This is a genomic window from Chromobacterium sp. FG89 (assembly GCF_057808735.1).
The window spans coordinates 108,414-124,510 of record NZ_JBMDIQ010000010.1; the positions used below are offsets into that span (position 1 = coordinate 108,414).

Genomic DNA, 16,097 nt, shown 5'->3' on the forward strand with positions numbered 1-16,097 from the left:
TTGACGAAATGCCATTGTAATGATTGAATTTTCAAAAATTCTAATGGCATCGGACGCCGGCCATGCAAACCCATGATGTTGCGGGGATTTGCGCCGGATGCCCGCGTTTGACCAAGGACAGCACCGTGACTGAAGCTTTTGAATACCGCCTGGGCGTTGACGGCGGCGGCAGCGGCACCCGCGTCTGCCTGGGCGACGCCGCCGGCCGCCTGCTCGCCCGCGCCGAAGGCGGCCCCTCCGCGCTGTCGCGCGGCGTGCCGCAAGCCTGGGACGCCGTGAACGAAGTTATCGCCCACGCCTTCGCCCAAGCCGGCCTGCCGCCGGCGCCGCCGGCGCGATGCGCGATCGGCCTGGGCCTGTCCGGCGTGCACAACGCCGATTGGGCGGCCGCCTTCCGCGCCGCCGACCCCGGCTACGCCCGTCTGCGCCTGGCCACCGACGGCTACACCACCCTGCTGGGCGCCCACGGCGGCCGGCCCGGCGTGATCGTGGCGCTGGGCACCGGCAGCATAGGCGAAGCGCTGTATCCGGACGGCAGTCATCGCGAGGCGGGCGGCTGGGGTTATCCCAGCGGCGACGAAGCCAGCGGCGCCTGGCTGGGCCAACGCGCGGCGCAATACGCGCAGATGGCGCTGGACGGCCGCCTGGCCGCCACGCCGCTGACCCGGGCGGTGCTGAAACATGTCGGCGGCGACTGGCAGGCGATGATGGCCTGGAACGGCCGCGCCACGCCCACGCTGTTCGCGCAGCTGGCGCCGCTGGTGGTGGCCAATGGCCGCCGCGACTCTCTGGCCGCCGAATTGCTGCGCCAGGCCGGCCGCGACGCCTGGTCCATCGCCAAGGCGCTGGATCCGGACGAGAGTTTGCCGACGGCCTTGTGCGGCGGCCTGGGCCAGGCGCTGCGCGATTGGCTGCCGCCGGAATTCGCCGGCCGCCTCAGTTCGCCGCAAGGCGACGCCTGCGCCGGCGCGCTGCTCCTGCTGGCCGACTGACCCCCTCCTCACTCCATAAGGACATCCCATGCGCCTCTCCCCGCTGCTGCTCGCCGGCCTGCTGGCCCTGGCCGGCCCGGCCCGCGCCGACAAGATCGTGGTCGAGTACTGGACCGACTCGCTCAAGCCTCAGTTCGACGCCTACTTCGCCGCGGCGAAGAAGCAGTACGAGGCGCAGCACCCCAATGTCGAATTGCGCTGGGTGGACGTGTTCAACGAGGGCTTTGAAACCAAGCTCAACGCCACCATCGCCGCCGGCAAGCCGCCGGCGCTGATCAACCACGACGTGCCGCGGCTGTACAAATACGCGCAAAAAGGCGCGCTCTTGCCGCTGGACGGCGCGCTGGCCGCGGACAAGGCCGGCTATCTGCCCAATGCGCTGGCCGACCTCAGCGTGGCCGGCAAGCTCTACGCCTATCCCTGGTACAACAACGTCAACGTGCTGGTGCTCAACGGCGAATTGTTCCGCAAAGCCGGCCTGGACCCGGCGCGCCAGCTGCTCAGCCTGGAACAGCAGCTGGCCGCGGCCAAGGCCATCCGCGCCAAGACCGGCGTGCCCGGCCTGCTGCCGCAACTGGGCCAGATCGACGGCATCATGCTGGGCCGCGGCCTGCCCTTGCTGCAAAACGGCAAGGCGGTCTTCAACAGCCCGGCGCACGCGGCCTTGCTGCGCCAGTACGCCGACGCCTACAAAGCCGGCGCGCTGGCCAAGGAGAACCTGTTCGCCGACGACAACTACCAGGCCAGCGTCAAGCTCTACAACAGCGGTCGGCTGGCGATGATGGAGACCGCGCCCACCGCGGTGCGGCGCACTCAGACCGACGCCCGCGCCATTTTCGCGGTCAGCCGGGTGCAGCCGGCGCCGCTGGGACCCACCGGCGTGGTTCAGGGCGGCTATCAGTTCGGCTGGGCGGTGTCCAAGGGCTTGCCGGCGCCCACCCAGGTCGAAGCGATCAAGTTCGCCCGCTTCCTGACCAGCGACGCGCAGCAACTGGCGTTTTCCAAAGTCACCGGCGCCACCTTCCCCTCCACCCGCGCCGCGCTGCGCGATCCTTACTTCACCCAGGCCGGCGGCAGCCTGGTCGACGTCGCCCGCGCCCAGGGCGCCAAGGCCGCGCCGGATATTCGCACTTTCAGCCTGAGCGGCGTGCCGCGGCTGGCGGACCTGAAGAAAAAACTGGTGGACAGCGTGGAGGCGGCGGTCACCGGCCGCAAGGACGCCCAGCTGGCGCTGGACGAGGCGGCCGCCTTCTGGAACCGGCAGCTGAAGTAAGCGCGCCACGATGAAATCCAGCGCCCGCAACGCCTGGCTGTTCCTGGCCCCGGCCCTGCTGCTGATGGCGGCGTTCACCTTTTGGCCGCTGCTGTTCGGCAGCTATCTGGCCTTCACCCGCTACGATCTGCTGTCGCCGCCGCAGTGGGCGGGGCTGGAGAACTTCGACTATTTGCTGCAGGACGAGGTGTTCTGGCGCGCGCTGCGCAATTCCCTGCTCTATCTGCTGGTGGTGCCGGTCATCCAATTGGCCGCCATCGCGCTGGCGCTGCTGGCCAACCGGCCGCTGCGCGGCGTCAAGCTGTTTCGCGCCGCCGTCTATCTGCCGGTGATCACCACCGTCGCCGTGGTCGGCATCATGTGGAACTGGATGTACGCCGATTACGGCGTGCTCAACAGCGCGCTGCGCTGGCTGCGTCTGCTGGCGGCGCAGCAGGAAATCGGCTTTCTCAGCGACGAGGACATCGCGCTGTTTTCCGTGATGTTCGTCACCTTCTGGCGCGGCGTCGGCTATTACATGGTGCTCTACCTCGCCGGCCTGCAGGCGATCCCGGCGGAAATGCAGGAAGCGGCCTTGCTGGACGGCGCCAACGCCTGGCAGCGTTTCTGGCGCATCACCCTGCCCATGCTGAAGCCCACCATTCTGTTTTGCAGCCTGATTTCCACGCTGGACGCGCTGAAGGCCTTTGAGGAGGTGTTGGTGATGACCCGCGGCGGCCCGCTGAATTCCACCTATACCGTGCTGTATTACATGTTCCACCAAGGCTTCGATCAGCTGGACTTCGGCCGCGGCGCCGCCGCCGGCCTGCTCTTGACCGTGATCTGCCTATTGCTGGCCGGCCTCAACTTCCGCCTGCTGCGCCCGGCCCACCGCTAGTTTCAGGACGCCCGCCATGACCGCCGTCTCAAGCCCGCTTGCCCGCCCCGCCCGGCACACCCGTTCGCGCGCGCTGCGGCGCCTGCCGGACTATCTGCTGTTGCTGGCGCTGGCCTGCGCCGCCTGTTATCCGTTTTGGTGGACCTTGATGATCGCGCTGGGCGACGGCGAGCAGGTGTTCGACTTCCCGCCGCGCTTGCCCGAGCCCTTGTCGCTGGCTCACTTTCGCGAAGTCTGGACCCAGATTCCGATGGGGCGGTTTCTATGGAACTCGGCGCTGATTTCCGCCTTGACCACCGCCGGCACCCTGCTGGTTTCCAGCTGCGCCGGCTTCGCGCTGGCGCAGCTGCGCTTCCGCGGCCGGCAGTGGGTGTTTTACGCCATCATCGCCACCCTGCTGCTGCCCAGCGAAACCAATGTGCTCAGCAATTACGTGACGCTGTCCTGGCTGGGCCTGGACGACAGCCGCGTCGGCGTGGCGCTGCCGGCCTTGGCCGGGGCCTTCGGCATTTTTCTGATGAAGCACGCCTTCGAGGAGATTCCCGAAGAAATCGTCGCCGCCGCGCGCATGGACGGCGCCGACGACTGGCAGCTGTTCTGGCGCGTCTGCCTGCCGCTGAGCCGGCCTTATCTGGCCACCCTGGCCATCTTCACCCTGGTCTGGTCGTGGAACAGCTATGTCTGGCCCAGCGTGGTGCTGAAGAACCCGGACCTCTATCCGCTGTCCGTCGGGGTGCAATACCTGAAGGGCGCTTTCGCCACCTCCACGCGCATGGTGGCCGCCGGCGCGGTGCTGACCATCGCGCCGGTGCTGCTGGTCTTCCTGTTTTGCCAGCGCTATTTCATGCGCGGCATGGACGGCGCGGTCAAATAAGGCCGCCCGGCCGCCGCGCTCAAGCGCCGCACAGCTCGGCCAGCCGCTGCGGCTCCGCCACCAGGAAATTGCCCTCGCCCTGCAGTTGAACGATGCGCGCGTCGCGGCGACGCTCCCAGGCGTTAACCGGATACTGGCGCGCCCAGGCGCACATCAGTTGCTGGTCCTGACGGCTCATGCGCAGCTGGTAGCGCGCGTGCATGTACAAGGTGATGCGCGCCGCCGCGCCGCGTACTTCCTCGCGCGGCTGGAAACGCTTGTTGCCGAAATCCGTCACCGATTGGCATTGGCCGTACATGGTCGCCGGCTTGCGGCTCCACGCGCCGTAGGCGAAGTTGGCGCGGTCGCCGTTGACCTCGCCCACCGCCGGCACCAGATTGTTCAGATCGCCTTCCGCCATGCGGAACACCGGATCGCTGGACGCGCAGTTCTTGCGGCCGCCCTGCTGCCAGCATTGGCGCTGATGGCCCAGATTCCAGGCCGGCACCACGTGTTCCCACTCGATGCGGCTGGCGCGGGTTTCGGACTTGCGCGGCACATAGCCGCAGGACGCCCAATCCACCGCCTTGCCGCGGTAATCGCAGCCGCAATAGAAGTCCTGCTCCATGCCGGAGAACACCCGCGGCAGCACTTTCTTGGCGTTGGAAAAATCGCGGTGCCCCACTTGCTTGACGCCGCTGACCAGCTGCGCCGCCTGGACCCGGCCCGGCGCGCCGGCCTCGGCCGCGGGCCGCGTCGCCTGCTCCAGTTGGCGCACCACGGCCGCTCCGGCCTTGGCCAGGGTTTTGACTTCCGCGGATTGGCTGATTTTTGAAAATTCGGCCGCGTCGCAGCCGGCCAACAATAAAACAACGGGGAGGAGGATGGGATAACGCATGGCGGGCAGTGTAAGTACCCGCCGCGTTCACGACAATAAGATACAAAAAATATTACAAATGATAATCCATGTGAATCTCAAAAAAATACGCCAACATCATTTTGAGACAGGCAAGGGCTGCCGATGCAGCCGGACGATGGCCTCGCCGGTGGGCGCGGCCATCATATCGCGCAAGGTGTATTGGTCCAGCGTACGGAAAAACGCCGCCAGCGCCTCGTCCAGCGCGCCCTTGAGCCTACAGCCCGGCCGCAGCGCGCACGGCGGGTCCGCGCAATCTATCAACTGCGACAGTCCTTCCAGCGTGCGCACCACCTCGCCGACGCGGTAGCGCTCCGGCGCCCGCGCCAGCGCCAAGCCGCCGCCCTTGCCGCGGCTGGTCTGCAGCCAGCCCTGCTGCGCCATGAAGTGGACGACCTTGACCAGATGGTTGCGCGACACTTCGAAACGGGCGGCGATTTCGGGAATGGTGGCCAACTGCCCCTCTTCCTGCCAGGTCAGATACATCAGCACGCGCAGGCCGAGATCGGTAAAACGGGTCAATTGCATGATCTTAAAAACCTGTTCAAAGCCTCGCGAGCCAGCGCGAGACAAGGCAAAAATGGCTGAAGAAGCGAAGTGTACACATGGTACACCAGCATTCTAAAACTGTTTTCAAGGCCCTTTCCGACCCTATCGCGGACGCGCGGCGGACATTGAACAGGTTCTAAAGCCCGCCGCTCAATAGAGCGCGGGCCTTGCCGCGGCTCAGCCGCCGACGGCGTTGGAGCCGAACACCTCGAAATGCACTCGTTCCGCCGCCACGCCCAAGTCCAGCAGGCTGGCGCGCTGCGCCAGCATGAAGCCCACCGGGCCGCACAGATAATAGTCGGCGTCCGGCAGCAGCGTCATCTCGCGCAGCTGGCTCAGTTGCAGGCGTCCCTGCTGCTGATAGTCCCGGTCCAACACGTCCTCCGCGCGCGGCGCCTCGTAGCAGACATGGGCGCGCAGCTGCGCGTGGCGTTCCTGCATCTGTCGCAAACCGTCGCGCATCGCGTGCGCGCCGCCGTGGCGAGCCGCGTGCAGGTAGCGGATTTCGCGGCGGCTGCCGGTTCTCAGCAAATGCCGCAGCATGGACAGCATCGGCGTCTGACCGACGCCGGCGCTGATCAGCACCACCGGGCCGTCGCGCTCTTCATGCAGGAAGAAATCGCCCTGCGGCGCGCTCAGCTCCAGAATGTCGCCCTCCCGTTTTTCCGCGTGCAGCAGATTGGATACTCGCCCCGCCGGCTTGCCCTCGCCGCCGTCCTCGCGCTTGACCGAAATGCGCAGATATTCGTCGTTGGGCGCGTCGGACAGGCTGTACTGACGCGGCTGGGCCAGCCCCCATTCCTCGACAAAGCATTTGACCGACACATACTGGCCGGGCCGGAAGCCAGGCACCGCGCCGCCGTCGGCCGGCGCCAGATAGAAGGAAGTGATTTCCTCGCTCTCCGCCACCTTGCGCGCGATGCGAAACGGCCGCCAGCCGGCCCAACCGCCTTCGGCGTTGGCGCTGGCGCGGTACAGTTCTCGTTCCTCCGCGATCAAGATGTCCGCCAATTGGCCGTAGGCGGCGGCCCAGGCCGCTATCAGCGCCGGCGTCGCCGCCTCGCCCAGCACTTCCTGGATGGACGCCAGCAAATGCTTGCCGACGATGGGGTAATGCTCGGCGCGGATGCCCAGGCTGACATGCTTGTGCGCCACCCGGGTCAGCACCGGCGCCAACGGCGACGGGTCGTCTATGTGCTGGGCGTAGGCCAGCACCGCCATGGCCAGCGCCTGTTGCTGCTGGCCGGAGTGCTGATGCCCCTGGTTGAAGATGTTTTTCAGCTCCGGGTTATGGCTGAACATGCGGCGATAAAAATGACTGGTCAGGCTCAGGCCGTGTTGCTGCAACACAGGAACGGTGGCTTTGACCAGGGCGCGGGTTTCGGGACTCAACATGGCGGGCTCCTAAAGATGTGTGCTTAATACATTTTATTGTGGGTAAAAAACGCCGACTCGGCGCCGGCCGTCTTAAAGATGTAAAAATAATACATCTTTATGGCGATGCTGTCACCGCCGCGTAAAAATATTCCTTCCGGGTGAGCTTGACCCAGGTCAAGACCCCAACCATACCGCTTGCATAATATCTGCGCATTCTTACGGCATAACACGTCCATTCGCGGGTGGGCCAAGCAGACGAGGCGGTTCATGGCATTGGTGCTTTACGACGACGGCAATCACAAATGCGTCGCCTTCACCGAACTGGTGCAGGGCGAAGGCATACAATCCAATCAGTTCGCCATCATCGACCAAGGCGAGGGCATTCTGCTGGACCCCGGCGGCAACCTCACTTACAAGCACCTGATCGCGGAACTGGCCGATTACTTCCTGCCCTCCCACACCCGCTACATCTTCGCCTCGCATCAGGACCCGGACATCATCGCCTCGGTGGGCGGCTGGCTGCTGATCACCGACGCCCAGGTGATCATCGCCGAAGAATGGACCCGCTTCCTGCCCCACTTCTGCATGCGCGGCGCCACCGCCGGGCGGCTGGTGGCGATTCCGCCGCGCGGCATGTGGATGCGGCTGGGCGGCGCGGACCTGCAAATCGTGCCGGCCCATTACTTGCACACGGTCGGCTTTTTTCAGATCTACGACCCGATCAGCAAGATCCTGTTCTCCGGCGACATCGGCGCCTCCTTGATGGACGGCCACGCGGCCGGCCTGCCGGTCAGCGACTTCGACGCCCACCTGCACGACAGCCACATGCTCGCCTTCCATCGCCGCTATATGTCCAACAACAAAGCCTGCCGGCTGTGGGTGGACATGGTCCGCCGGCTGGACATCGAATGGATCGTGCCGCAACACGGCGGCTCCTTCCAGGGCAAGCCCATGGTGAAGCGTTTTCTGGATTGGTTCGAAACCCTGGAATGCGGCACCGATCTGATCGGCCCCGCCGATTTCACGCCGCCGCCGCGCGAGGCGCCGCGCCATGACTGACTGGCTGCCGCAGAACCCCGTCGATCTGGTCGTCGGCCTGGCGCTGGCCATGGGCCTGCTCGCCTTGCTGGCCGCGCTGCGCTGGCAGGCTCGCCGCGACCGCGCCGCGCAAGCGCGGGACGAGGACATCTCCTTGGCCGAGCCGGACCCAACGGATGCCGGCGACGCTGAGCAGCCCTATCAGGTGGACGAGCTGGATTCGCTCGCCGAAGTCGACATCTTCATCGAGTTCGGCTATCTGGAACAGGCAGCGCAGGCCCTGCGCCACTATGTGGACAGGCAGGCGCCGCACTCCTCCAAGCAGTTGCTGCGGCTGGCCGGCCTCTACCTCAAGACCGGCGCGCTGGACGACTACGCCGCGATGCTGGAACGACAGCACGATCTGGCGCTGATCGGGCGGGAAGCGCTGGAACAAGCGGTGGAAGCCGGTCTGCGCGTCGAGCGCAATCAGCTGGCCCTGCGCGTGCTGGCGGAACAAAGGCTGGGCTGGGGGCCGGAGGCCATCGGCCTGCGCCTGGGCGACGACGCACCGGAGCTGGCGGCGGAAGACGCCGAGGAAACCACGGCAGCCGTCCTCCCCGCCCATCCGTCTCAACCCTCGCCTCCCGTAGCCGGACGGCCGCAAGTCTTGCTGCACGGCTGCGCCCCGCTGTTTCCGCTGAATGAGCGGGAGAAGGACGCCATCGCCGCGCTGCTGCCCGCCGAGCGTCAGGCCAAAGTCTGGCTGCGCTGGCAAGAATACGCGGCGGCGACGGCGGCGCTGGAGCAGACGCTGACCTTGCGCCCCCACTCGCTGACGCATTTGCTGGACCTGCTGCACGCGCATTACCGGCAACGCCAGCTGCCGCGCTATGCGCGGACGCTATGGCGCTTCCATCTGGCGCTGGGCGAACACGGCGCCGGCCTCAAGGAACAATTGATCCACGCCGGCTGGCTGCTGGGCGCCCATCCGGCGCTGGACCTGCTGGCGCGACGCCCGGACAGGCCGGAACTGGAACGCATCGGCCGCAGCTTCGGCTTCAGCGGCGCGCCTCCGGCCGCCGCGCCTCAGCGCCGGCCGCTGGTGACGCGGCGGACCGAGACGGAGGCGGCCGAGAATCTGGACGCGCGCGGCGAGGCCGACGCCTACCTCAACGAAGGCCAGGTCGACATGGCGATCCAGACCTTGGAGCACGCGGTGCTGAGCCGGCCGGAGGACGCCGCCAACTATCCTCCCCTGTTGCAGCTATACCGCCGCCAGGACGACCGGGCGCGCTTCCAGTGGCTATTGCGGCAACTGCGCGGCCATGTGGCCCAACTGCCGCTGGAAGTCAGCGCGCAGCTGGCCGGCTTCGACGCCGACGCCGGCCCCGCCCGCCGGCGCATGCTGGCCGCCTGAGCACGCCCATGCCGCGCGCAGCCCCTCCCGCCCCCGATATCGCCGTGCTCGCCGTCGGCATGGACGATCGCAAGCTGGCCCTGCTGCGCATGGCCTTCCGCCTGCACCACAGCTTGCGCTACCGCTTGCTCGAATCCCCGTCCGACGAACGCGCGCCGGACCTGGCCATCGTCGATGTCGACAGCCCCGTCGGCTGGCAGGCCTGGGAAACATTCCGCCAGCGTCATCCGGCGCTGCCGGCCCTGATCGTCGCCGCGACGCCGCCGGAGCGCGCGCCCGTCCCGACGCTGGCCAAGCCGCTGCGGGTGGAGACCCTGTTTCCTCAACTGCAAGCGGCGCTGCGGCGCGCGCCCGACGCGGCAAGGGCAGCGGAAGCGCTCCCGGCGCCCGCGCCCCGGCCCGAACCGATCGCCGCTCCGGCTCCGCCGCCGTCCATGCCGTCGATCTCCATCGCCCGCTTCGACCCCCGGCGCGGCCTGCTCGGCGCGACGACGCGGCTGGCGCGCCAGCCTCGGCCGGCGCTCTTGCTGGCCGAGGGCCGGCCGCTGCTGTGGCTGCGGCCGGACCGCGCGCAAGCGCAATGCCTGCAGCCGGCGGAGCAATTGCGCGAGCTGTGCCGGCAAGACGCGCCCGCGCTGCACGCTCAAGCCGCCGGCGCCAGCGCCGGCGTCATCACCCAGCCGCTGCCGGCGCTGCTGTGGCAGTTGGCGATCTGGAGCAGCCAGGGCCGGCTGCCGGCCGGCATCGGCGCGGACACTCCGCTGCGGCTGAGGCAGTGGCCCAACCTGACCCGGCTGGCGGCGCTGCCGGACGCGACGCGACTGAGCGCGCTGCTGACCAAGACGCCGGCCACGCTGCGCATCATCATTCGGCTGCTGCGCGTCGATCCCGAACACGCCTGCACCTTCCTCTCCGCGGCCCACGCGCTGGGCCTGCTGGACTGGAACAGCGACGCGCCGCCCCTGAAAGTGATCTCCAGCGCGCCGGTGCGCCCCGACGCCGTCGCGCCCGAACGCGCCGGCCTCCTGTCCCGACTCTTGCAAAAAGTGACCCGTTTGTGAGCCTCACGACCTTCCATCATGCGCAGCCCAGATAACAAAATCCTCTTCGCGGGCCCGGTGGGCGCGGGCAAGACCACCGCCATCGCCGCCATCAGCGACATCGCCCCGATCCGCACCGACGCCAAGGCCAGCGACATGACCTTGCATCGCAAGGACCACACCACGGTGGCGCTGGACTACGGCATGTTGCGCCTGGACGCCGACACCAAGATCCACCTCTACGGCACTCCCGGCCAGGAGCGTTTCGACTTCATGTGGGACATCGTCAGCCGCGGCAGCATCGGCCTGATCCTGCTGCTGGACCACAGTCGCGCCAATCCGCTGCAAGACCTCGGCTTCTTCCTGCGCGCCTTCGAGCCGCTGCTGCGTCGCGCGCCGCTGGCGCTGGGCGTCAGCAAGACCGACCTCGCGCCGCTGTCCGCCACCGCCGTCTACGCCGACGCCCTGGCCGCCCGCGGGCTGAGCGCGCCGGTGTTCGAAGTGGACTGCCGCCGCCGCGAAGACATCAAACAGCTGCTGCTGGCGCTGCTGTACTCGATAGACCCTGGCCTGGGAGAACCGCAATGAACGAAGAACTGCGTCTGAGCGGGCCGCTTTATCCAATGGCCACGCCGGCCGGCGCCTTTTACGCCGTCGCCGGCGCGGAGGCCGACCTGACCCGCCGTCTGCTGCTCAACATCCTGCGGCTGGGCCATGCGGTGCCGCTTAGCGAACCCTTGCTCAGCGAATGGTGCGACGACGAACTGGAACAAGCGCTGGCCACCCTTTACCGCTTGCAACGGCTGGAATTCGTCCACGGCACCGCCGAGCCGCGGCCGGCCGCCGCCGGCAACCTGGAAAGCCAGTTGCCGGAGCTGCTGGCGGCGCTGTCCGGCAGCGGCCAGGCGCTGCTGGCCGACGACAACGGCCTCTATTACGCCACCGCGGGCTTCCGCCACGAAACCGCCGAGGAAATCGCCGCGCTGGCCGGCGACCTCATGTCCTTGAGCCGCCGGCATCACCTGCTGCTCAAGAACCACCTCAACCTGGGCAGCGCCGCCTGGGCCTCGGTGGATCCGGCCGGCCGCAGCCAGCTGGCCTTTTACCCCTTGCACGTGGCGCAGCAGGCCTTCGCGCTGATCATAGGCGGCGAACCGCGGCTGCAAAGCGAAGCCTTCGTCGGCCTGGTGGAGCTGCTGGTGCGCCGCTACGCCTGAACCCCGGCCGCGCGGCGGCCGGCGCATTGAACAATCCAGGAGAAACCCATGCGTGAACAAATGCTCAAATCCATTCTGAGCGACCTCAACGGCGCGTCCGCCGACATCGAAGCGTCCGCCATCATTTCCGCCGACGGTCTGACCATGGCGGCGCTGCTGCCGCAAGAGGTGGACGAGGACCGGGTCGGCGCGATGGCGGCGGCGATGCTGTCCCTGGGCGAGCGCACCGCGCGCGAACTGGCGCGCGGCGGCCTGGAACAGGTGATGGTCAAGGGAGAACACGGCTACATCCTGATGAGCCACGCCAGCCCTGACGCGGTGCTGACCGTGATCGCGCGGCGCGAGGCCAAGCTGGGCCTGATTTTTCTGGACGCCAAGCGCGCGGCGCGCAGCATTGCCGAAATCCTTTAAATCAATGGCTCAATGTCTGCTGCGCGTAGCCGGGCTAGCCGGGCAAAGGCCTTGAAAGCCGCTTCGGAAACGCCCATTCCCCCTTGCGCGTTCCGCCTTCTCGGCGGTTTCGCCTGGTCTCGCCCCGGCGCGCGAGGCTTTGAACTCGCTCCGGCAAACCGGCCTATACTTGGCGGCGTCTGGCCGGCACAATAGGGTTTTGCTTTTATGCCAGACCCGCTCCATGTGGAAAACCATACTCGCCATCTCCGTTGGCGCCGCGCTGGGGGCGCTGCTGCGCTGGGCGCTGGGCGTCAAGCTCAACAGCCTGTGGCCCAGCCTGCCGCCGGGCACCCTGGCCGCCAATCTGGTCGGCGGCTACATCATCGGCCTCGCCGTCGCCTTCTTCGCCAGCGCGCCGGGCGTGTCGCCGCTATGGCGGCTGCTGGTGATCACCGGCTTCTGCGGCGGCCTGACCACCTTCTCCACCTTCTCCGCCGAAGTCGTCTCCCTGCTGCAGCAACAGCGGCTGCTGCCGGCGCTGACCGCCGTCGCCGTCCATGTCTGCGGTTCACTGCTGGCCACCCTCGCCGGCATCGCCAGTTGGCAGTGGCTGCGCGCGCTCAAGAGCTGAACGCCGTCCAAGAACGCGCTTAGCCGTTCACACCGCCAGGCTTCGCAGCGGGGAGCGCGGCATGCGGCGGCGCGGCAACGCTTGCAGACCGTACCCGCCGTGCCGCACCGTGGATCCAACACCGCGCTAATGCGTCGCCCCGCCGGTTTCCACGATGTCCGTCGTCGCCGTCAACGCCGTTTCCAGGGCCAGCCTCAGGCCGGCGACTATCGTCTCCAAGCTCATGCTGGCCGCACCGGGATGCGCGGCGGCCTGCTCCGGCAGATACGGGATGTGAATGAAGCCGCCGCGCGCGGGCGTTCCGGCCAAGGCGTGCATCAGGCCGTAGAACACATGGTTGCAGACAAAGGTGCCGGCGCTCTGCGACACCACCGCCGGAATGCCCGCCGCGCGCAGCGCCGCCGCCTGGGCCTTGATCGGCAAGGTGCTGAAATAGGCGGCCGGCCCGCCCGGCACCACCGGCCTATCTATCGGCCGCCGCCCGGCGTTGTCCGCGATGCGGGCGTCGTCGACATTGATCGCCACCCGCTCGAGCGAAAGCTCGGGCCGCCCGCCCGCCTGCCCCACCGCCACGATCAGCGCCGGCCGCAGCGCGGCCATCTCCTCGCGCAACACGGCCAAGGCCTCGCCGAACACGCAGGGCAGCCGCCGCGCCGCCACCGCCGCGCCCGCCAGCGTCTCGCCGTCCAGCCGGCGCACGGCCTCCCACGACGGGTTCACGCTCTCGCCGCCAAACGGTTCGAAGCCCGTCAACAAAATGGTCTTGCTCATTCGCACTCCCCCTCTTCCAAGGCCAGCAGGGCGAAAGTCCCCAACCAATGCTCGCCGGTGTAATGGCCGCTGACCACGTGCGGCAGGCCGGCGTCCAGATGCGCCAGCGCGCTTTGATTCAGCAGAGGCCTCCAAGCGTCATCCGGCGGCAAGGCGGCCGTCAACTGGCGCAAACACCAGGCGCGGCTCAAATTCAGACCGATGAGGTGACCGATCTTGGGGTCCGAGCCGTCGCTGACCCGGACCGGGCTCAGCAAGGCAGCGCTGCGCGGCAAATCCGGCGAGAAGGCGCGCAGCCAGTCGCGGAACGCCTCGGCCGGCAATAGCCGGCCAAGCAGCAAGGCCTGGCATAAGCTGGGCGACAGAAAGTCGTCGCCGCTCGGTTCCAGCCGCGTCGGATAGTCCGCATCGGCCAGGAAGTAACGCCGGGCGGCCGCCTCCAGCGCCTGCGCCAGCTCGGCATCGGCGGCGGCGCGGGCGTAGTCCAGGCTCAGCAGCAAGGCGAAGGCGGTGTTGGCGTGCCCGCCGCCTCGGATCGGGTAATCCTGCAAAGGCAGAAACCTCAGCCAGCGCTGGCGGATCAAGGCCAATAACGGCTGCATCGCCGCCCGCCATGACCCGGCTTGCGGCAGATCCCAGGCCTCCAGCTCCTGCGCCAGGGCCAGCAGCCAGGCCCAGCCATAGGGCCGCTCGAAGCTGGCGCGGCCCGGCGCGGCGAAATAGTCCGCCTCCGCCTGGAAAGCCTGCGGCGTAAAATGGCCGGCGAACAGGGCGGCGATCTCGGCCTGCTCCGGCAAGGCCGGGAAACGGCGAGCCAGCCGCGCCAGCAGCCAGAAGCCGTGCACGGCGGAGTGCCAGTCGTAGCAGCCGTAGAACACCGGGTGCAAATCGCGCGGCGCGCGCGCGTCCTCCGGCCCGTTCAGCAGATGGCTCAGCAGATTCGGATATTCCCGAACCAGGCCGGCCAGCGGCAGCGCCGCCAGCTTGGATGCTTGTTGCGGATTCATGCGGTCTCCTCAACGGAACACGATGAAATACATCAATAGGATATTCACGCCCAGCAAAGCCAGCGCGGTGGGAATCTGGGTCTTGATCACCAGATATCGGTCCTTCAGCTCCAGCAAGGCCGCCGGCACGATATTGAAATTGGCCGCCATCGGCGTCATCAGCGTGCCGCAATAGCCGGAATACATGCCTATCGCCACCAGCGGCGCCGCGTCGGCGTGATGGCCGACGATCAGAAAAGGCAGCGCGATGCCGGCGGTCATCACCGGGAAAGCCGCGAAGGCGTTGCCCATGATCATGGTGAACAGGGCCATGCCGATACAGTAGATCGCCACCAGCAGAAAACGATTGCCCGGATCCACGAACAAGCTCACCGCTTCCTGCACCGCCTGGCCGGTCTTGGCGGCGACGAACACCCCGCCCAGCATCGCCAGCATCTGCGGCAGGATGGCGGCCCAGCCGATGGCGTCCACCAGACGGCGCGATTCCCGCACCGCCTGCAGCGGCGTTCCGCCGGTCAGCCTCCAGCCCAGCAGCACCGCGCAAACGCAGGCCACCGCCAAGGCGGCCAGTGTCAGATGCTTCTGATCCAGCAAGGCGAGACCGCCTATCCCCACGCCCTTCAGCGCCAAGGTGCAGGCCACGGTCAGCAGGGGAATCAGCAAGGCGGGCAGGAAGATCTTGTTGCCCAGGCGCTGGGCGGCGTCCTGCCGCTGCCCATCGCTTCTTTGGCTATAACTGCCCGGAGCCAGCAGGCCGGCGCCGGCCAATAGCGCCAGCGCGACAACGATGAGCCCCACCAGGCGGTAGGTCATCGCCTTGCCCAAGACGGCCGTCATCAAATCCCCGAACAAAAAGGTGGCGCCGAACAAGAACCAGAACAGCGCGGTGGTGTAACGCTTGAGGTTGCCGCGGTCGCGCAGCGTCATGCCCACCAGGAGCATCACCACGATGCCGATCAGATAATAAACGTCATTGATGCTGAACCATGCATTCATGCCGCGGCCTCCTGTTTCGCGCGCCAGGCGGCGATATCGCCTTGCAGGCTGGCGTCAAGCCGCGCCAAGCGCGCCATATGGATGATCAGCGCGCTGATGGCGGTGGGAATCGCCCACAGGCCGATGTGCAGCGGCTCGATATTGGCGATGCCGTTTTCCTTGAGGAAGGCGTCCATCAGCAAGACCGCGCCAAAGGCGATGAAGATGTCCTCGCCGAAAAATACGGCGATATTGTCGCAGGCGGCGGCATGGGCGCGGATGCGGTCGCGCAGGGCCTGAGGCAGCTCTCCCAGCTGATTGGCCGCGGCGCCTTCCGCCATCGGCGCCAGCAGGGGGCGCACGGTTTGGGCGTGGCCGCCCAGATTGATCAGGCCCAGCGCCGCGGTCAGCTCGCGCACCACGAAATACAGCATCAGGATGCGCGCGGTGGTGGCGCTCTTGATACCGGCTATCCATTGCTGCGCGCGCTCTTTCAAACCGTAGCGCTCCAGCAGGCCGATCACCGGCAGGATCAGGATGAAGGTGGCCAATTGACGGCTATTGAGGAATTTCTCGCCGAAGGTTTCCAGCAGCGTCCCCGGGTCCATGCCGACCGCCAGGCCGGTGCTCAGACCGGCGGCGGTGACCACCAGCAGCGGATTGAAGCGCAAAGCGAAGCCCGCCACCACGACGGGAATGCCCACCAGGGGCAGATAGGATGCAAGATCCATGCAGTTTCTCCTTTGTATGATGGAAATGGCCGCCTGCGGACGGCTCTAGTTTCCGGCT

At 67.3% G+C, this 16,097-nt stretch carries 18 protein-coding genes; 11 read left to right on the forward strand and 7 right to left on the reverse strand.

What is annotated here, in order from left to right; all coding sequences use genetic code 11:
* Positions 1–125 precede the first annotated feature (125 nt).
* The 4 genes from ACODRW_RS11960 to ACODRW_RS11975 are packed head-to-tail and all read left to right on the forward strand — an operon-like array spanning position 126 to position 4,016.
* Positions 126–992 carry a glucosamine kinase nucleotide-binding domain-containing protein gene (locus ACODRW_RS11960; RefSeq protein WP_488905834.1) on the forward strand — a complete coding sequence of 289 codons (867 nt, stop codon included), beginning with the start codon at positions 126–128 and terminating at the stop codon, positions 990–992.
* A gap of 28 nt (positions 993–1,020) precedes the next feature.
* The gene (locus ACODRW_RS11965) at positions 1,021–2,265 is read left to right on the forward strand and encodes an ABC transporter substrate-binding protein (RefSeq protein ID WP_488905835.1); all 1,245 of its coding nucleotides are present in this window, start codon (positions 1,021–1,023) and stop codon (positions 2,263–2,265) included.
* A gap of 10 nt (positions 2,266–2,275) precedes the next feature.
* Positions 2,276–3,142 (forward strand): carbohydrate ABC transporter permease, encoded by an 867-nt coding sequence (locus tag ACODRW_RS11970; protein ID WP_227107899.1) that lies wholly within the window; start codon positions 2,276–2,278, stop codon positions 3,140–3,142.
* 16 nt (positions 3,143–3,158) lie between these two features.
* The gene (locus tag ACODRW_RS11975; RefSeq protein WP_235088219.1) at positions 3,159–4,016 is read left to right on the forward strand and encodes a carbohydrate ABC transporter permease; all 858 of its coding nucleotides are present in this window, start codon (positions 3,159–3,161) and stop codon (positions 4,014–4,016) included.
* 19 nt (positions 4,017–4,035) lie between these two features.
* On the opposite strand, the gene ACODRW_RS11980 is transcribed toward ACODRW_RS11975, so the two are convergent.
* The 3 genes from ACODRW_RS11980 to hmpA form a co-directional block, all read right to left on the reverse strand.
* Positions 4,036–4,893: an endonuclease gene (locus ACODRW_RS11980; RefSeq protein ID WP_107799633.1), complete on the reverse strand. Its 858-nt coding sequence runs from the start codon at positions 4,891–4,893 to the stop codon at positions 4,036–4,038.
* 96 nt (positions 4,894–4,989) lie between these two features.
* The gene (locus ACODRW_RS11985) at positions 4,990–5,439 is read right to left on the reverse strand and encodes an Rrf2 family transcriptional regulator (RefSeq protein ID WP_488905836.1); all 450 of its coding nucleotides are present in this window, start codon (positions 5,437–5,439) and stop codon (positions 4,990–4,992) included.
* Between the two features lie 198 nt (positions 5,440–5,637).
* The gene (hmpA, locus tag ACODRW_RS11990) at positions 5,638–6,855 is read right to left on the reverse strand and encodes an NO-inducible flavohemoprotein (RefSeq protein ID WP_253314867.1); all 1,218 of its coding nucleotides are present in this window, start codon (positions 6,853–6,855) and stop codon (positions 5,638–5,640) included.
* 249 nt (positions 6,856–7,104) lie between these two features.
* Between hmpA and ACODRW_RS11995 the strand changes: the two genes are divergently transcribed.
* The 7 genes from ACODRW_RS11995 to crcB all read left to right on the forward strand — a co-directional run bounded on the left by ACODRW_RS11995 (position 7,105) and on the right by crcB (position 12,555).
* Entirely contained in the window at positions 7,105–7,896 is a 792-nt protein-coding gene (locus tag ACODRW_RS11995) for an oxygen-binding di-iron domain-containing protein (RefSeq protein ID WP_107799636.1), read from the forward strand.
* Entirely contained in the window at positions 7,889–9,274 is a 1,386-nt protein-coding gene (locus ACODRW_RS12000; RefSeq protein WP_488905837.1) for a type IV pilus assembly protein FimV, read from the forward strand. Before ACODRW_RS11995 ends, ACODRW_RS12000 begins: the two co-directional genes overlap by 8 nt.
* An 8-nt stretch (positions 9,275–9,282) precedes the next feature.
* Positions 9,283–10,335: a hypothetical protein gene (locus ACODRW_RS12005; RefSeq protein ID WP_488905838.1), complete on the forward strand. Its 1,053-nt coding sequence runs from the start codon at positions 9,283–9,285 to the stop codon at positions 10,333–10,335.
* A gap of 18 nt (positions 10,336–10,353) precedes the next feature.
* On the forward strand, positions 10,354–10,902 hold the full coding sequence (locus tag ACODRW_RS12010; RefSeq protein WP_107799639.1) for a GTP-binding protein: 549 nt from the start codon (positions 10,354–10,356) through the stop codon (positions 10,900–10,902).
* On the forward strand, positions 10,899–11,531 hold the full coding sequence (locus ACODRW_RS12015) for a peptidase M23 (protein WP_227107887.1): 633 nt from the start codon (positions 10,899–10,901) through the stop codon (positions 11,529–11,531). The genes ACODRW_RS12010 and ACODRW_RS12015 overlap by 4 nt, the downstream gene beginning before the upstream one ends.
* A gap of 48 nt (positions 11,532–11,579) precedes the next feature.
* Complete coding sequence (locus ACODRW_RS12020; protein WP_048410238.1) at positions 11,580–11,942, forward strand: roadblock/LC7 domain-containing protein; 363 nt, start codon at positions 11,580–11,582, stop codon at positions 11,940–11,942.
* Positions 11,943–12,165: 223 nt separating this feature from the next.
* Positions 12,166–12,555: a fluoride efflux transporter CrcB gene (gene crcB / locus ACODRW_RS12025; protein WP_107799641.1), complete on the forward strand. Its 390-nt coding sequence runs from the start codon at positions 12,166–12,168 to the stop codon at positions 12,553–12,555.
* Between the two features lie 126 nt (positions 12,556–12,681).
* On the opposite strand, the gene pcp is transcribed toward crcB, so the two are convergent.
* From pcp to ACODRW_RS12045, 4 genes are read right to left on the reverse strand one after another with little or no spacing between them, the layout of a single operon-like run.
* Positions 12,682–13,326: a pyroglutamyl-peptidase I gene (pcp, locus tag ACODRW_RS12030; protein WP_488905839.1), complete on the reverse strand. Its 645-nt coding sequence runs from the start codon at positions 13,324–13,326 to the stop codon at positions 12,682–12,684.
* Positions 13,323–14,333, reverse strand: coding sequence for a DUF2891 domain-containing protein (locus ACODRW_RS12035; protein ID WP_488905840.1), 1,011 nt, complete (start codon positions 14,331–14,333; stop codon positions 13,323–13,325). The genes pcp and ACODRW_RS12035 overlap by 4 nt, the downstream gene beginning before the upstream one ends.
* A gap of 9 nt (positions 14,334–14,342) precedes the next feature.
* On the reverse strand, positions 14,343–15,329 hold the full coding sequence (locus ACODRW_RS12040) for a DUF979 domain-containing protein (RefSeq protein WP_488905841.1): 987 nt from the start codon (positions 15,327–15,329) through the stop codon (positions 14,343–14,345).
* The gene (locus ACODRW_RS12045) at positions 15,326–16,039 is read right to left on the reverse strand and encodes a DUF969 domain-containing protein (RefSeq protein ID WP_488905842.1); all 714 of its coding nucleotides are present in this window, start codon (positions 16,037–16,039) and stop codon (positions 15,326–15,328) included. The genes ACODRW_RS12040 and ACODRW_RS12045 overlap by 4 nt, the downstream gene beginning before the upstream one ends.
* Positions 16,040–16,097: the final 58 nt, after the last annotated feature.

Coding starts and splice junctions, on each gene's coding strand:
- crcB (WP_107799641.1), top strand. CDS start 12,166: ATGTGGAAAACCATACTCGCCATCTCCGTTGGCGCCGCGCTGGGGGCG.
- ACODRW_RS12035 (WP_488905840.1), bottom strand. CDS start 14,333: ATGAATCCGCAACAAGCATCCAAGCTGGCGGCGCTGCCGCTGGCCGGC.
- ACODRW_RS11985 (WP_488905836.1), bottom strand. CDS start 5,439: ATGCAATTGACCCGTTTTACCGATCTCGGCCTGCGCGTGCTGATGTAT.
- ACODRW_RS12015 (WP_227107887.1), top strand. CDS start 10,899: ATGAACGAAGAACTGCGTCTGAGCGGGCCGCTTTATCCAATGGCCACG.
- ACODRW_RS11995 (WP_107799636.1), top strand. CDS start 7,105: ATGGCATTGGTGCTTTACGACGACGGCAATCACAAATGCGTCGCCTTC.
- hmpA (WP_253314867.1), bottom strand. CDS start 6,855: ATGTTGAGTCCCGAAACCCGCGCCCTGGTCAAAGCCACCGTTCCTGTG.
- ACODRW_RS11970 (WP_227107899.1), top strand. CDS start 2,276: ATGAAATCCAGCGCCCGCAACGCCTGGCTGTTCCTGGCCCCGGCCCTG.
- ACODRW_RS12010 (WP_107799639.1), top strand. CDS start 10,354: ATGCGCAGCCCAGATAACAAAATCCTCTTCGCGGGCCCGGTGGGCGCG.
- ACODRW_RS12040 (WP_488905841.1), bottom strand. CDS start 15,329: ATGAATGCATGGTTCAGCATCAATGACGTTTATTATCTGATCGGCATC.
- ACODRW_RS12045 (WP_488905842.1), bottom strand. CDS start 16,039: ATGGATCTTGCATCCTATCTGCCCCTGGTGGGCATTCCCGTCGTGGTG.
- ACODRW_RS12020 (WP_048410238.1), top strand. CDS start 11,580: ATGCGTGAACAAATGCTCAAATCCATTCTGAGCGACCTCAACGGCGCG.
- ACODRW_RS11975 (WP_235088219.1), top strand. CDS start 3,159: ATGACCGCCGTCTCAAGCCCGCTTGCCCGCCCCGCCCGGCACACCCGT.
- ACODRW_RS12005 (WP_488905838.1), top strand. CDS start 9,283: ATGCCGCGCGCAGCCCCTCCCGCCCCCGATATCGCCGTGCTCGCCGTC.
- pcp (WP_488905839.1), bottom strand. CDS start 13,326: ATGAGCAAGACCATTTTGTTGACGGGCTTCGAACCGTTTGGCGGCGAG.
- ACODRW_RS12000 (WP_488905837.1), top strand. CDS start 7,889: ATGACTGACTGGCTGCCGCAGAACCCCGTCGATCTGGTCGTCGGCCTG.
- ACODRW_RS11965 (WP_488905835.1), top strand. CDS start 1,021: ATGCGCCTCTCCCCGCTGCTGCTCGCCGGCCTGCTGGCCCTGGCCGGC.
- ACODRW_RS11980 (WP_107799633.1), bottom strand. CDS start 4,893: ATGCGTTATCCCATCCTCCTCCCCGTTGTTTTATTGTTGGCCGGCTGC.